At 64.6% G+C, this 15,548-nt stretch carries 13 protein-coding genes; 8 read left to right on the top strand and 5 right to left on the bottom strand.

The genetic code is table 11. The features are described 5' to 3' along the window. Window positions 1-126: 126 nt before the first annotated feature. The 4 genes from QRN22_RS24710 to choX all read right to left on the bottom strand — a co-directional run bounded on the left by QRN22_RS24710 (window position 127) and on the right by choX (window position 3,475). Complete coding sequence (locus QRN22_RS24710; protein ID WP_042554237.1) at window positions 127-597, bottom strand: thioesterase family protein; 471 nt, start codon at window positions 595-597, stop codon at window positions 127-129. Window positions 598-599: 2 nt separating this feature from the next. Beyond that, the gene (locus QRN22_RS24705) at window positions 600-1,565 is read right to left on the bottom strand and encodes an L-carnitine dehydrogenase (RefSeq protein WP_042554236.1); all 966 of its coding nucleotides are present in this window, start codon (window positions 1,563-1,565) and stop codon (window positions 600-602) included. Between the two features lie 22 nt (window positions 1,566-1,587). Further along, window positions 1,588-2,472, bottom strand: a complete 885-nt coding sequence (cdhC, locus tag QRN22_RS24700; RefSeq protein ID WP_042554235.1) for a 3-dehydrocarnitine:acetyl-CoA trimethylamine transferase CdhC — start codon at window positions 2,470-2,472, stop codon at window positions 1,588-1,590. 67 nt (window positions 2,473-2,539) lie between these two features. Further along, complete coding sequence (gene choX, locus QRN22_RS24695) at window positions 2,540-3,475, bottom strand: choline ABC transporter substrate-binding protein (RefSeq protein ID WP_042554234.1); 936 nt, start codon at window positions 3,473-3,475, stop codon at window positions 2,540-2,542. A gap of 190 nt (window positions 3,476-3,665) precedes the next feature. On the opposite strand from choX, the gene QRN22_RS24690 reads away from it, so the two are divergent. The 8 genes from QRN22_RS24690 to QRN22_RS24655 all read left to right on the top strand — a co-directional run bounded on the left by QRN22_RS24690 (window position 3,666) and on the right by QRN22_RS24655 (window position 13,313). After that, entirely contained in the window at window positions 3,666-4,625 is a 960-nt protein-coding gene (locus QRN22_RS24690) for a GlxA family transcriptional regulator (RefSeq protein ID WP_042554233.1), read from the top strand. Window positions 4,626-4,956: 331 nt separating this feature from the next. Further along, on the top strand, window positions 4,957-5,934 hold the full coding sequence (locus QRN22_RS24685) for a dipeptidase (protein WP_042554232.1): 978 nt from the start codon (window positions 4,957-4,959) through the stop codon (window positions 5,932-5,934). Between the two features lie 132 nt (window positions 5,935-6,066). Beyond that, the gene (locus tag QRN22_RS24680; RefSeq protein WP_042554231.1) at window positions 6,067-6,597 is read left to right on the top strand and encodes a DUF5943 domain-containing protein; all 531 of its coding nucleotides are present in this window, start codon (window positions 6,067-6,069) and stop codon (window positions 6,595-6,597) included. Between the two features lie 84 nt (window positions 6,598-6,681). Then, window positions 6,682-8,742 carry a dimethylglycine demethylation protein DgcA gene (gene dgcA / locus QRN22_RS24675; RefSeq protein ID WP_042554230.1) on the top strand — a complete coding sequence of 687 codons (2,061 nt, stop codon included), beginning with the start codon at window positions 6,682-6,684 and terminating at the stop codon, window positions 8,740-8,742. Between the two features lie 119 nt (window positions 8,743-8,861). Further along, a complete protein-coding gene (gene dgcB, locus QRN22_RS24670) occupies window positions 8,862-10,820 on the top strand; it encodes a dimethylglycine demethylation protein DgcB (RefSeq protein WP_042554229.1) in 1,959 nt (652 codons plus the stop codon). Between the two features lie 124 nt (window positions 10,821-10,944). Further along, the gene (etfA, locus tag QRN22_RS24665; RefSeq protein WP_042554228.1) at window positions 10,945-12,174 is read left to right on the top strand and encodes an electron transfer flavoprotein subunit alpha; all 1,230 of its coding nucleotides are present in this window, start codon (window positions 10,945-10,947) and stop codon (window positions 12,172-12,174) included. A 77-nt stretch (window positions 12,175-12,251) separates the two neighbouring features. After that, window positions 12,252-13,025 carry an electron transfer flavoprotein subunit beta gene (gene etfB, locus QRN22_RS24660; RefSeq protein ID WP_042554227.1) on the top strand — a complete coding sequence of 258 codons (774 nt, stop codon included), beginning with the start codon at window positions 12,252-12,254 and terminating at the stop codon, window positions 13,023-13,025. Window positions 13,026-13,064: 39 nt separating this feature from the next. Continuing rightward, a complete protein-coding gene (locus QRN22_RS24655; RefSeq protein ID WP_042554226.1) occupies window positions 13,065-13,313 on the top strand; it encodes a hypothetical protein in 249 nt (82 codons plus the stop codon). Between the two features lie 457 nt (window positions 13,314-13,770). Here the strand turns inward: QRN22_RS24655 and gbdR are convergent, their stop codons facing one another. Further along, on the bottom strand, window positions 13,771-14,871 hold the full coding sequence (gene gbdR, locus QRN22_RS24650) for a choline metabolism transcriptional regulator GbdR (RefSeq protein WP_042554225.1): 1,101 nt from the start codon (window positions 14,869-14,871) through the stop codon (window positions 13,771-13,773). Window positions 14,872-15,548: the final 677 nt, after the last annotated feature.

Raw genomic sequence — 15,548 nt, 5'->3', positions numbered from 1 at the left:
TGGCTGGCTATTCAGAGCATGCGGCTCGGAGCTTCGGGCTGCGGGCGTTGTCGGTGGTGGGCTGAAGCCCACCCTACGGCGCGCGGTTTGGCTTCAAGGGCCCCGCTGAGGCCCGGGCCGGCAGCGCTATCCAACCGGCAACCCGATCACCCGGCCGACATACGCGGAGCGCGGCATGTCTCGCTGCGAATCGGCCAGTTCGGCGACGCGCCTGGCGACCTGTTCATCGAAGGGCGCCGAGCGGCCGCTGGCGGTGTCGATGTTCATCAGCATCTGTTCGCTTTCGGCCACTGTCTGCCCGTCGTCGCAGCGCTCGATCAGGTGATGGATGTGCAGGCGCTTGCGGTCATGGCCGAGCAGTTGGCTGCGCACCTGAACGCCCACACCAAGTTTCACCTCGGCGAGAAAATTGAGGTGGCACTCCAGCGTGTAGAGCGTATGCGCGGTACGCGCCCTGCCTGCCTCGTCGAGACCGAGGAGCTCCATCAGCCCATCGGTGGCGAAGCTGCAGATCAGCAGGTAGTAGGCATCGCGCAGGTGGCCGTTGTAGTCGACCCAGTCGGCCTGCACCGCGGTTCGGTAAGTAACGGGCAGCATGCTCATTCCTCGAAGGTGAAACCATGGCGCGCCTTGGTCTGGCGCACGGCATCGAGTACCGCCAGCAGGCAGTCGTCGCGGTAGCGCTCCAGCTCGGCGATGCTGCGCTGGCCCTGCTGCACGCCGGTACCGGTGACCACATCGTCGATCAGCGCTTCGGTCAGCTCGGGGGCTTGCAGATAGGTCCAGGGCAGCTTCAGCGCCGGCCCGAACTGGGCCATGAAGTGGCGCATGCCGGCGTCGCCGCCCGCCAGGGTGTAGGTCATGAAGGTGCCCATGAACGACCAGCGCAGCCCGGCACCGAAGCGGATCGCGTCGTCGATCTCACCGGTGGTGGCCACACCGTCGTTGACCAGATGCAGCGCCTCGCGCCACAGCGCCTCGAGCAAGCGGTCGGCGATAAAACCCGGGACTTCCTTGCGCACGTGCAGCGGGCGCATACCCAGCGCGCGGTAGATGGCGCTGGCGGCCTGCACGGCCTCAGGCGCGGTGCGCTGGCCACCGACCACCTCCACCAACGGCAACAGGTACACCGGATTGAACGGATGGCCGACCACACAGCGTTCCGGGTGATGCGCCCCGGCATAGAACTCGCTGGGCAGCAGGCCGGAGGTGCTGGAGCCGATGATCACATCGGGGCGCGCGGCGGCGCTGATCCGGGCGTGCAGATCGAGCTTGAGCTCGAGGCGTTCGGGTGCGCTCTCCTGGATGAAGTCGGCATCGGCCACACAGGCATCGAGGTCATCGAAAAAGCGCAGTCGATCCAGCGTTGCTCCTGGCGTCAGCCCCTGCTTCTGCAGGGCCGGCCAGGCATTGGCGATGCGCGTGCGCAGCGCCGCTTCGGCGCCCGGCGCCGGGTCCCAGGCATGCACGTCGAGGCCATGGGCCAGGGCACGGGCGACCCAGCCCGCACCGATCACGCCGGTGCCGAGGGCGGCGAAGATTTTGATATCGGTAATGAAGGACATTTCCAAGCTCCAGGCTAAAGGCTCAGCGTTTTTTCAGGTTCATCTTTACGCGCCCTTCGGCCGGGCTCAGCACCCGCCCACCAAGACGCTCGATGATCTCGGCCGCACGCTCGACCAGCGAGCCGTTGCTGGCCGGCACGCCCTTGTCCAGCCAGATGTTGTCTTCCAGGCCGACGCGCACGTTGCCGCCCAGCAGCATGGCCTGAGCGAGCATGGGCATCTGCATGCGGCCAATGCCGAAGCCGGCCCAGGTCAGGCCCGGTGGCAGGTTGTCGACCATGGCCTTCATGGTCGTGGTGTCCGCCGGTGCGCCCCAGGGAATCCCCAGGCACAGCTGGATCAGCGGGTCGTCCAGCAGGCCTTCCTTGATCATTTGCCTGGCGAACCACAGGTGGCCGGTGTCGAAGATTTCCAGCTCGGCCTTCACGCCCAGCTCGGTGATGCGCTTGGCACCAGCGCGCAGCTGCGCCGGGGTGGAGACGTAGATGAAGTCGCCGTCGCCGAAATTCAGGGTGCCGCAATCCAGGGTGCAGATCTCCGGCAGCAGCTCCTCGATATGGGCCAGGCGGGTCAGCGGGCCGACCAGATCGGTACCGGTGCCAAATTCCAGCGGCTGTTCGCCCCGGCCGATCTCCAGGTCGCCCCCCATGCCGGCAGTGAGGTTGATGATCACGTCGGTGTCGCTCTCGCGGATGCGCTCGACCAGCTCGCGGTACAACGCCCCGTCGCGGCTCGGCTTGCCGGTCTGCGGATCACGAACATGACAGTGGGCGACAGTGGCACCGGCCTTGGCGGCCTCGATGGCAGCGGCGGCGATCTGCTTCGGGGTGACCGGAATGGCCGGATGACGGCCAACGGTATCGCCAGCGCCGGTGACCGCACAGGTGATGATGACTTCATTGTTCATGTTCGATCTCCTCTTCTTCGGGGCGAACGCCGCCACCGCGCAAGCACGGTAACGACACGGGATGGGATTAGCGGTTGGCGTTCAGGGCTTCGGCGGCAGGCTTGCCGTCACGGGTGGTGACGCCTTCCAGCCAGCCGGCGACGGCCTCGGGGTTGGCGGCAATCCACTCACGCGCCACCTTGTCCGGTGCCTGGCGATCCATGATCGGCTGCATCAGCTCGGCCTCCTGCTCACTGGTGAAACGCAGGCTGGTCAGCAGGCGATTGGCGTTGGGGCAGCGCTGGGCGTAGTCCGGCGACGTCACCGTGGAAACCGTCGCAGCCCCGTCGTTGGGGCCGAACACCCCTTCGGTGCCGCTCAGGTAGGTGATCGGCATCTGCAGGTTCATCGGATGCGGCTTCCAGCCGAAGAACACCACCGGTTTCTCGCTGCGCACCGCACGGCCCACCGCGGCGAGCATGCCGGCCTCGCTGGATTCCACCAGCTTGAACTCACCAAGACCGAAGCGGTTCTGGTCGATCATCTTCTGGATCGCCATATTGGCGCCGGAACCGGCCTCGATACCGTAGATCTTGCCGTCCAGCTGGCTCTTGAAGCGCGGGATATCGGCCAGGGTCCTGAGGCCCTGCTCGGCGGCGTAACTGGGCACGGCGAGCACCGCAACGGCGTCGTTCAACGACGGCTGCTCGGCCACCTTCACCGCGCCGGAATCGAGGAAGGGCTTGATGTTGTCGTCCATGATCGGCTTCCAGTAGCCGAGAAAGGCGTCGACCTGACCCTTCTGAATGCCGGCGAAGATGATCTGCTGCGACGCCTGGGTCTGGGTCGTTTCATAGCCGAGGCCCTGCAGCAGTTCGCTGGCCACGGCGGTGGTGGCGACGACGTCCGTCCAGCCGACGGCGCCAAGGCGAACGGTCTTGCAACTCTCCTCGTCGGCGGCCAGCAAGGGCGTACTCAACAGGGTAAGCGTGCAGCACGCTGCGAATGCGGTAAGCGCTTTCATCGATAGGCTCCTCTCAACGGTTTGATCTGGTTTTTAGTACCGTGACCGGAAAAGCGTGATTCCGATGCATGCACCTTACGCAGATACCCGGCAAGCGATTCGCACTATATCGACACAAATCCAGACCATACCGACTTGATCGGAGAGCGCTCCTGCCGTTAGATGCGGATTCCACACGCGGGGCTCCGCCATGTCGCACCACTTCTGTTTCTTCCTGCTGCCTGGGTTTTCGATGATGGGGCTGATGTCCGCCATCGAGCCGTTGCGGGTTGCCAATCGCTTTCACGCACACTACAGCTGGCGCCTGCTCAGCGACGATGGCCAGGCCGTACCGGCCAGCAACGGCATGTCGCTGAATGTCGACGACGCTCTGGATGACGAGTTGGCGGATGCCAGCCTGTTCGTGGTGGCCGGTTTCGATCCGCTGGCGACGTTCAGCCCGCAGTTGGCGAGCCGCCTGCGCCGAGCGGATCGGGAGTGCCGGGTGCTGGGCGGCATCGACACCGGCAGCTTCGTGCTGGCCGAGGCCGGGCTGCTGGAAACACGGCAGCGCTTCACCCTGCACTGGGAGGCGCTGGATGCCTTTCGCGAACGTTATCCACAGTTGCAGCCGACCCAGGAACTGTTCGAAATCGATGGCCGGCGCATCACCAGTGCAGGCGGCACCAGCAGCCTCGACCTGATGCTCGGGCTGATCGGCCGCGACCATGGCGAGCCGCTGTCGATTCAGGTATCCGAGCAGTTCGTGCTCGGCCGCATCCGTACGCGGCTGGATCACCAGCGCATGCAGGTCAGCAGCCGCTATGGCATCCACGACAAGAAGCTGGCCCTGGTGATCGCCGAGATGGAGCGCTGCACCGAGGAGCCTCGTTCTCCGGGGCAGCTGGCCGACACGGTGGGCATCACCACCCGACAACTGGAGCGGCTGTTCCGTCAGCACCTGAACACCACGCCCATCACCTTCTACCTCGGCCTGCGGCTCGACAAGGCACGCCATCTGTTGCGCCAGAGCGACCTCAGCGTGCTGGAGGTGGCGCTGGCCTGCGGCTTCGAGTCGGCCTCCTACTTCGCCCGCCGCTACCGCACCCGCTTCGCCGTCAGCCCGCGGCAGGATCGACACGAAACGGCCCCACCCACCCTACGACCGTGAAAAGGCGCAAGCAGCCTACGGGCTGCAACGTGGCGAAAGCGGACATCGGCGTAGTATTTGTGGGAGCGGGCCATGCCCGCGATTTTTCGCGCGCATGGCGCGCTCCCACAGTGGATCCGCGAACGACTGCTTCCGCCTTGTAGCTGCATGCCGGTCATCCCCTGCTCTGGAACAGGCCTGCCCAGAGAGGCTTATCCATTCACGACTTCGCCTTGACGCTTTCGGCAATCCCCCAGTCGTTTTTGCACCCGGTCGATCGGGCGTCGAGGCATATGCTCCCCACAAAGCGCCAGCAACGAATCTGGTGCCACCAATCAAGGGGAGCAGCCTGATGAGCCCAGCCGAATTGCACGCCGACAGCATCGTCATCGACGGTCTGATCATCGCCAAGTGGAACCGCGAACTGTTCGAAGACATGCGCAAGGGCGGCCTGACCATGGCCAACTGCACCGTGTCGGTCTGGGAGGATTTTCAGGAAACCATCGATGCCATCGCCTCCAGCCAGAAACTGATCCGCGAGAACAGCGACCTGGTGATGCAGGTGCGCAGCACCGCCGACATCCGCCGCGCCAAGGAACTGGGCAAGACCGGCATCCTCTTCGGCTTCCAGAATGCCCATGCGTTCGAGGACCAGATCGGCTACGTGGAGATCTTCAAGCAGCTCGGCGTGGGCATCGTGCAGATGTGCTACAACACCCAGAATCTGGTCGGCACCGGCTGTTACGAGCGTGACGGCGGGCTGTCCGGCTTCGGTCGCGAGATCGTCGCCGAGATGAACCGCGTCGGCGTGATGTGCGACCTGTCCCACGTCGGCAGCAAGACCAGCGAGGAAGTCATCCTCGAATCCACCAAGCCCGTCACCTACTCCCACTGCCTGCCGTCCGGCCTGAAAGAACACCCGCGCAACAAGTCCGACGCCGAGCTGAAGTTCATCGCCGACCACGGCGGCTTCGTTGGCGTGACCATGTTCGCGCCCTTCCTGGCCAAAGGCATCGACTCGACCATCGACGACTACGCCGAAGCCATCGAGTACGTGATGAACATCGTCGGCGAAGACGCCATCGGCATCGGCACCGACTTCACCCAGGGCCACGGCCAGGACTTCTTCGAGTACCTGACCCACGACAAGGGCTACGCCCGCCGCCTTACCAACTTCGGCAAGATCGTCAACCCGCTTGGCATCCGCACCGTAGGCGAATTCCCCAACCTCACCGAAACCCTACTCAAGCGCGGCATGAGCGAACGCACCGTGCGCAAGGTCATGGGCGAGAACTGGGTGAGGGTACTCGCCGACGTCTGGGGCGAATGATGAATACCTGCGCAGCCTACTGCGCCAACCGATAGCGGCGGCGCGTCCTCGCGGCGCGCTCGCTACGGCTCCACAGGCATTCATCCGCACCGTTCAAACATGCAAGACAACGAATTCTGGAGTTAACAACATATGGCCACCCACGCCCCCGAAATGCCCATCCAGGTCGACGACGAAACCGGCGTCTGGACCACCGACGCCCTGCCGATGCTTTACGTGCCGCGGCATTTCTTCGTGAACAACCACATGGGCATCGAGGAAGTGCTCGGCGCCGACAAGTACGCCGAGATTCTCTACAAGGCTGGCTACAAATCCGCCTGGCACTGGTGCGAGAAGGAAGCCGAGTGCCACGGCATCGAAGGCGCCGCGGTATTCGAGCACTACATGAAACGCCTGTCGCAACGCGGCTGGGGGCTGTTCGAAACGCAGAAACTCGATCTGCAAACCGGCTATGCCGAAGTGAAGCTCAAGCACTCCGCCTTCGTGTACGTCTACGGCAAGGTCGGCCGCAAGGTGGACTACATGTTCACCGGCTGGTTCTCCGGCGCCATCGATCAGATTCTCGCCGCCAAAGGCAGCTCGATCCGCACCGTCTCCGTACAGGAATACAGCGGCTCGGAAGAAGGCCACGACGATGGCTTGTTCATTACCCGCCCGCTGTAACCAATAGGGCACGAGGCGCCACCCGATAAAGGTGCCTCTGCCCGCGTCAACCGTGAACGCTGTGCAGTCGCCGAGGAGAAGGTCATGGCCTTCGAAGCAATGTTCCAGCCGATCCAGATCGGCAAACTGACCATCCGTAACCGCGTGCTCTCCACCGCGCACGCGGAGGTGTATGCCACCGACGGCGGCATGACCACCGAGCGCTACGTGAAGTACTACGAGGAGAAGGCCAAGGGCGGCATCGGCCTGGCCATCTGCGGTGGTTCCTCGGTGGTGGCCATCGACAGCCCGCAGCACTGGTGGGCATCGGTGAACCTGGCGACCGACCGGATCATCCCGCACTTCCAGAACCTGGCCGACGCCATGCACAAGCATGGCGCCAAGATCATGATCCAGATTACCCACATGGGCCGTCGCTCACGCTGGGATGGCGGCCACTGGCCGACCCTGATGTCGCCGTCCGGCATCCGCGAGCCGGTGCACCGCGCCACCTGCAAGACCATCGAGCCGGAGGAAATCTGGCGGGTGATCGGCAACTACGCCCAGGCCGCACGCCGGGCCAAGGAAGGCGGCCTGGATGGCGTCGAACTGTCCGCCGTGCACCAGCACATGATCGACCAGTTCTGGTCGCCACGGGTCAACAAACGCACCGACGAATGGGGTGGCAGCTTCGAAGGCCGCATGAAGTTCGGCATGGAAGTGCTCAAGGCCGTGCGCGCCGAAGTGGGCGACGATTTCTGCGTGGGCATGCGCATCTGCGGCGACGAGTTCCACCCGGACGGTCTGTCCCATGACGACATGAAGCAGATCGCCAAGTACTACACCGACACCGGCATGCTCGACTTCCTCGGCGTGGTCGGCTCGGGCTGCGATACCCACAACACCCTGGCCAACGTCATCCCCAACATGAGCTACCCGCCGGAGCCGTTCCTGCACCTGGCGGCCGGCATCAAGGAAGTGGTCAACGTGCCGGTGCTGCACGCGCAGAACATCAAGGACCCGAACCAGGCCACGCGCATCCTCGAAGGCGGCTACGTGGACATGGTCGGCATGACCCGCGCGCACATCGCCGATCCGCACCTGATCGCCAAGATCAAGATGGGCCAGATCGACCAGATCAAACAGTGCGTCGGCGCCAACTACTGCATCGACCGCCAGTACCAGGGCCTGGACGTGCTGTGCATCCAGAACGCCGCGACCAGCCGCGAGTACATGGGCCTGCCGCACATCATCGAGAAATCCACCGGGCCGAAACGCAAAGTGGTCGTCGTCGGCGGCGGCCCGGCCGGGATGGAGGCCGCCCGCGTGGCCGCCGAACGCGGTCATGACGTGACCCTGTTCGAGAAACAGGAGCAGCTTGGCGGGCAGATCACCCTGGCCTCGAAAGCCCCGCAACGTGACCAGATCGCTGGCATCACCCGCTGGTATCAGTTGGAGCTGGCACGCCTGGGCATAGACCTGCGCCTGGGTACCGCGGCCGACGTGGACACCATCAACGACCTGCGTGCCGATATCGTCGTGCTCGCCAATGGCGGCCACCCGTTCCTCGAACAGGTCGAGCACTGGGGCGCGGCCGAAGGCCTGGTGGTCAGCAGCTGGGACATCCTCAGCGGCAAGGTGGCGCCGGGCAAGACCGTACTGGTGTACGACACCATCTGCGAATTCACCGGCATGTCGGTGGCGGACTTCCTCGCCGACAAGGGTGCCCAGGTCGAGATCGTCACCGACGACATCAAGCCGGGCGTGGCCATCGGCGGCACCAGTTTCCCGACCTACTACCGCAGCATGTACCCCAAGGAAGTGATCATGACCGGCGACATGATGCTGGAGAAGGTCTACGCCGAGGGCGACAAGAAGATCGCCGTGCTGGAGAACGAGTACACCGGCGCCAGGGAAGAGCGCGTGGTCGATCAGGTGGTGGTCGAGAACGGCGTGCGCCCGGACGAGGGCCTGTACTACGCGCTGAAGGAAGGCTCGCGCAACAAGGGCCAGATGGACATCGACGCGCTGTTCGCCATCCAGCCACAGCCCGCGCTGAGCCAGGCCGGTGAGGGTTACCTGCTGTTCCGCATCGGCGACTGCGTGGCCCAGCGCAACACCCATGCGGCGATCTATGACGCGCTGCGGCTTTGTAAAGATTTTTAAGCAGCCTCCCTGTAGGAGCCGGCTTGCCGGCGATGAACGATAACGCGGCCCAAGCGACAACCGCGGAGCCCGAATCGCTGGCAAGCCAGCTCCTACAAGACCCTTGCGGGAGCTTCACCATGCTTGGCACCCTTCTCCCCATCCTGCTCTTCGCCGCCCTCGGCCTGGCCGTACTCGGCGCCGCGAAACGCTTCTTCATGTGGCGCCGTGGCCGGCCCGCCCAGGTCGACTGGCTCGGTGGCCTGCTGAACATGCCGCGGCGCTATCTGGTCGATCTGCACCACGTGGTCGAGCGTGACGCCTACATGTCGAAAACCCACGTGGCGACGGCGGGGGGCTTCGTGCTTGCCGCCGTGCTGGCGATCGTCGTGCATGGTTTCGGCCTGCACAACCGCATCCTCGGCTTCGCCCTGCTGGCCGCGACGGCCTGCATGTTCGTTGGCGCCCTGTTCGTCGCCAAACGCAGACGCAATCCGCCGGCGCGGCTGTCGAAAGGCCCGTGGATGCGCCTGCCGAAAAGCCTGCTGATGTTCTCCGCGAGCTTCTTCATCGCCACGCTGCCGGTGGCCGGCATTCTGCCCACCGACTTCGGCGGCTGGGTGCTTGCGGCACTCCTGGCCGTGGGCGTGGCTTGGGGGGTGTGCGAACTGTTCTTTGGCATGACCTGGGGCGGGCCGATGAAGCATGCCTTCGCCGGCGCCCTGCACCTGGCCTGGCACCGCCGCAGCGAACGCTTTGGCGGGGGTCGCTCCACCGGCCTCAAAGCACTCGACCTGAGCGATCGCAAAGCACCGCTGGGTGTGGAAAAACCCACCGACTTCACCTGGAACCAGTTGCTCGGCTTCGACGCCTGCGTGCAGTGCGGCAAATGCGAGGCCATGTGCCCGGCCTTCGCGGCTGGCCAGCCACTGAACCCGAAGAAACTGATCCAGGACATGGTCATCGGCCTGGCCGGTGGCAGCGACGCCAAGTTCGCCGGCTCGCCCTACCCAGGCAAACCACTCGGTGAGCACAGCGGCGGCCCGCATCAGCCCATCGTCTCGCTGCAGGGCAAGGCGCTGGTCGATGCCGACACCCTGTGGTCATGCACCACCTGCCGCGCCTGCGTGGAGGAGTGCCCGATGATGATCGAGCATGTCGATGCCATCGTCGACATGCGCCGCCACCTGACCCTGGAGAAAGGCTCGACGCCGAACAAGGGTGCCGAGGTACTGGAAAACCTCATCGCCACCGACAACCCGGGCGGCTTCGCACCGGGCGGACGGCTGAACTGGGCCGCTGACCTGAACCTGCCGCTGCTCAGCGAGAAACAGCGCACCGACGTGCTGTTCTGGGTCGGCGACGGCGCCTTCGACATGCGCAACCAGCGCACCCTGCGCGCCTTCGTGAAGATCCTCAAGGCGTCCGGGGTGGACTTCGCCGTGCTCGGCCTGGAGGAGCGCGACAGCGGTGACGTGGCCCGCCGTCTCGGCGACGAGGCGACCTTCCAGCAACTGGCCAACCGCAATATCGCCACCCTGGCCAAGTACCAGTTCAAGACCATTGTCTCCTGCGACCCGCACAGCTTCCACGTGCTGAAGAACGAGTACGGCGCCCTGGGCGGCCATTATCAGGTCATGCACCACAGCACCTTCATCGAATCGTTGATGCAGCGCGACCTGCTGTCTCTCGGCCAGCACAAGGGCGGCAGCGTGACCTATCACGACCCCTGCTATCTGGGCCGCTACAACGGCGAATATGAGGCGCCGCGCACGGTGCTCAAGGCCATCGGCATCGAAGTCAGGGAAATGGCCCGTTCCGGTTTCCGCTCACGCTGCTGTGGCGGTGGCGGTGGCGCGCCGATCACCGACATCCCCGGCAAGCAGCGGATTCCCGACATGCGCATGGAAGACATCAAGGAAACCGGTGCCGAACTGGTGGCCGTCGGCTGCCCGCAATGCACCGTGATGCTCGAAGGCGTGGTCGAACCGCGCCCGCAGATCAAGGACATCGCCGAGCTGGTGGCCGAGGTACTGATCGAAAACGACGTACCGCAAAAGCAACCAGCGCCGCGACGTGAACTGGCGGAGGTGCCGTGATGATGGAACACCCCACTCACGTAGGAACCCGCTTGCGGGCGGTCGTGGCCACACGCTGCGCCAACGATGAGATCGCATCGCCGGCAAGCCGGCTCCTACAAAAAAGCGCCGTGGAGATGCCGACATGAGTGACCTGATCCGCCGCGACCCGCGCGCCGAATGGATCGCACGCAATCGCCTGCATCCATTGCACGCCGCCCTGCAGACTCAGCAGACCCAGTGGCTCGGCCCCAACGGCCTGGTACGCAAGAATCCGCACGCCGCTGCCGCCGGCTTCATCGGCCCGGCCGGACTCAAGCGCATCGACCGCAGCGGCACGCAGCAGGGCGGCTCGAACAAGCGCCAGAGCGCCAGCGTGGAAGTGCAGTTGCCACTGCACGTGGTCGAGCAGCCAGCGTTCGTCATCGCCGTGGTGCCGGACATGGTCGGCGGCCGCCTGAGCAGCCACGACAAGGATCTGCTTGGCCTCGCCCACCAACTGGCTGGCAGCGACGGCGCGGTACTTGCCGTGGTGTTTGGCGAAATCCGCGAAAGCACCTTCGAGACCGCAGGCGTGGACCGTCTGGTCCACCTCGATGGCGATGAGTACGCAGGCTACTCACCGGAGCAGCGCGTGCTTGCCCTGCGTGCCGTGGAAAGCCAGTTCGCACCGCGTCACTGGTTGCTGCCGGACAGCCGCAACGGCGGCGGCGAACTGGGCCGACGCCTGGCTGCCAGCCTCGGCGAGCGCCCGGCGACGCGTGTCTGGCAGGTCCGGGACGGGCAAAGTACCGGCCGTGCTGGCGCGGGCCGCGAAGATATCGCCCAGGTAGCACCCCGCCTCATTCTTGCCGCTGCGGAATGCGCCGAACCGGTCAGCGAAAGTCGCCACGAAGCGCGGCGGGTCGAGCTGTCGGCGCAGGTCGCGCGCAACCTGCCGCGTATCGAAGACCTGGGCTCGGTGGCCGTCGACCCGGCGCAGATTCCCATGGCCGAAGCGGAGTTCATCCTCTCCGGCGGCAATGGCGTGAAGGACTGGGCCCTGTTCCATCGCGCCGCCGCGACGCTCGGCGCCACCGAAGGCGCCTCGCGCGTGGCAGTGGACGACGGCCACATGCCTCGCGGCCGCCAGGTCGGCGCCACCGGCACCTGGGTCACCGCCCGCGTGTACATGGCGGTCGGCATCTCCGGCGCGATCCAGCACCTGCAAGGCATCGGCGCCTGCGACAAGGTGGTGGCGATCAACCTCGACCCTGGCTGCGACATGATCAAGCGAGCGGACATGGCGGTGATCGGCGACTCCGCCGCCATCCTCCAGGCCTTGATGGAACGGGTCGAAGCCCATCGCCAGGGAGCCAGACGCGATGCCGCATGAACAGCCTATCGCGGGCATGGCCCGCTCCCACGAGATTGAAATGCCCGCGAAATCCCAAGTATCGGTGGAGTTCCAGCATGGCTGAATTGAACGTCGTTGCCCTCGTCTCCATCGGCGCGCACCCGGCATCGGGACGGCCGCGGCGCGCCGAGCAGGATGCCCGCGCCGTGGAACTGGGCCTGAAGCTGGCAGGTGAAAAGCTCAATGTGGTGCATGCCGGCGATCCGCACGAAGAAGCCCTGCGCGCCTACCTGGGCATGGGCCTGCCCGGGCTCAGCGTCCTCGAACAGACTCGCGAGGCCGATGCCCTGCCGGCCCTGAGCGAGCACCTGCAACGCGCCAAGGCACAGTTGGTGCTGACCGGCAGCCAGGCGGAAACCGGTGAAGGTTCGGGCATGCTGCCCTACCTGCTGGCCGAGCGTCTGGGCTGGCCGCTGATCGTTGGCCTGGCGGAAGTGGAAAGCATCGAAGGCGGCAGCGCCCAGGTGCTGCAGGCACTACCCCGGGGGCAACGGCGCCGGCTCAAGGTACGCCTGCCCTTCGTCGCCAGCGTCGACGGTGCGGCACCGGCCGCTCGCCAGAGCGCATTCGGCCCGGCCCGCCGCGGCACTGTGGATAATGAATCGGTGGAGCTGGTCGACGACCCGCTCTATGCCGATGCCCAGTGGCAACCGGCCCGTCCGCGACCCAAGCGCCTGAAGGTGATCAAGGCCAAGACCGGCGCCGAGCGCATGAAGGCGGCCACGGCCAAGGCTTCAGGTGGCGCAGGCCAGGTGCTCAACGGCGTCTCGCCACAGGAGGGCGCAGAGGCTATCTTCAAGTTGTTGCTGGACGAAGGCGTACTGCGCTGACGGGGCGCCGATCTTCACACACTCCACGAGGACAGGACGATGATGCACGCCGAATTGATCGACCAGGAAGATCTCCGCGAACGCTTGGTAGCCCTGGGCATCAGCATTCCCAGCGGCGCCAGCGCCGAGCAGGCCTGCGAGTACGCGGTCACCGGCCTGTGCCCGGAACGCGCCGTGGCCCTGCGCCGCATGGTCGAAGACATACTCGCCGGTAGCGCCACCGTGCTGCCGACCGTGCGCGAAGCCATCTCCCGCACCCTGCTGCCGGCGCTCGTGCCACGCCGCTAGGGCTGGGCAAGCGCAGCCGTCCTGCTCGGCAAACCGCCACGCGTTGCACACAAATACTGTGCATGCGCCTGTGGATAAACTGTTGAATAACTGCCAGCCGCCCGCCAGCACGGGCGCTGCAGGCAGTTGTCCGTTTTTTGTCCATGCTTCTCTCGACGGTATCGCCGAGAGGCCCTTTCCAGGGCCTTTGCCGTGATGAACGCGAAGAACGAGCAGCGTTTTCTTCAGCACCAATAGCTTGCGCACAAATACTGTGTGCGTGGCTGTGGATAAGCTGTTTGGAAAGCGCTGAAAGCCCGGTGACACATGGCTTTCGAGCGGCTGGTGCTTTTTTGTACTCAGCATCGCTGGCGACCACCCTTGGGTCGTCACAAGCGACGGCAAAAATCGCCCCAGGCGATTTTTCGCTCAGCATGCATCCGGCGGTAACGGCCGTAAGCCGTCACCGCCATTCGGATCAGAGGATACGCACGCTGGCGAAGGTCGACTCACCCTGAGCACGGCTGAGCGCGGACATGGCGGAAGACGACTCGTGCATCAGGTCGTCATGGATCGGCACCAGGGAAATCACGTTCGAGCTGCTGCCGGCGCGCTCATCGCGCGGCGGAATGCCGAAGTACTCGCGGTAGCACTTGGAGAAGTGCGGGGTGGAGACGAAGCCGCAGACCGAGGCGACTTCGATGATCGACATCGAGGTCTGCTTGAGCAACTGCCGGGCGCGTATCAGGCGCAGCTTCAGGTAATAGCGCGACGGTGAGCAGTGCAGGTACTTCTGGAACAGCCGCTCCAGTTGGCGACGCGAGACATCCACGTAGAGCGCCAGTTGATCGAGGTCGATGGGCTCCTCGAGGTTGGCTTCCATCAGGGCGACGATTTCCTGCAGTTTCGGCTGATTGGTGCCGAGCATGTGCTTGAGCGGCACGCGCTGATGATCCTGCTCGTTGCGAATGCGCTCGTAGATGAACATCTCGGAGATCGCCGCTGCCAGTTCGCGACCATGCTCGCGGCCGATCAGGTGCAGCATCATGTCCATCGGCGCAGTGCCGCCGGACGAGGTATTGCGGTTGCGGTCGATGGAGAACAGCCGCGTGGTGATGGCCGCACGGGGGAAGGCCTCCTGCATCGCGGCAAGAAACTCCCAGTGCACGCTGCAATCGTAGCCGTCGAGCAAACCGGCCTTGGCCAGCGCCCAGCTGCCCGTACACACCGCGCCCATCTGCCGGCCCTGACGAGCCTGGGCCTGCAGCCACTGCACATGTTCGCGGGTGACGCTGCGCTGGATGTCCACACCGCCACAGACGATCACCGCGCTCAGAGCTGGCGCGTTGGCGGTACAGGCATCCGGGGTGATCTGCAGACCGTCGCTGGCGCACACCGGCAAGCCATTGAGGGTCAGGGTGTGCCAGCGATACAGCTCCTTGCCGGAGAGCTGGTTGGCCATGCGCAGGGGCTCCACGGCGGAAGCCAGGGAGATCAGGGTGAAATTGTCCAACAGGAGAAACCCGATGGATTGGGGAACACGGCTCTGGAGCTGCGCTCCCTGATTGAACTGTGACATCGGTGAACCCTCACGCTAAGCACGTTGTGAGCCTTCATCGCGAGGCTCTGATTTTCTTGTATTCACGGCACAAGGCAGTCAAGCAGATGGCCTAAGCAACGCAAAGGTCATGCCGACATTGAACGGTCGTTCAACAAAAAACGTGCACCAGGCTGGAACGCCCCGGCAGAGCGAGCCGCGGGGGGTCGAAGATGCTTCGTGAAATCGCCGTGAAGTGCCCTGCCACAAGGGCCTGAGCATTTTGGTAGCACTGCCGCCAATGGGTGTTCCCGTACATTTGTGAGGGTTACCTGCCGACAGTAACGGAGGCTGTGACCGAGTAGTCACGGCAATGACGATTCGGCCCGCGCTTCACCTGCACCAAAAGCTGGCGGATGACCGGTCATCTGAGCGAAAAGCGCCCACGGGCGACAGTCGGGATTTCCTTCTATCTGCCGCGCCCATCGACGATCATGGCGAACGGCCGGCACGGCATTATCAAAGCCGGCTCATCTCGATCCATCGACAGCCATCGGCTCTCGGATCCCTGCCGCTTACATGGCCAGCAGACGACCAGTACAGTGTAAAAAACGCACGTTCAGCGACGCTTTTGCAGCGACCGACAGGCTTACATACGTTTTTTTTCGAATTCGCTACAGCCCCCGGTTCACCTAGCCTAAGGCCGGCTGAAAAGCTGA

This window comes from Pseudomonas sp. MEJ086, assembly GCF_030209025.1.
Lineage (GTDB): Bacteria > Pseudomonadota > Gammaproteobacteria > Pseudomonadales > Pseudomonadaceae > Aquipseudomonas > Aquipseudomonas fulva_A.
The sequence above is the reverse complement of the archived record's forward strand: the minus strand, read 5'-3'. Positions and strand labels throughout refer to the sequence as shown.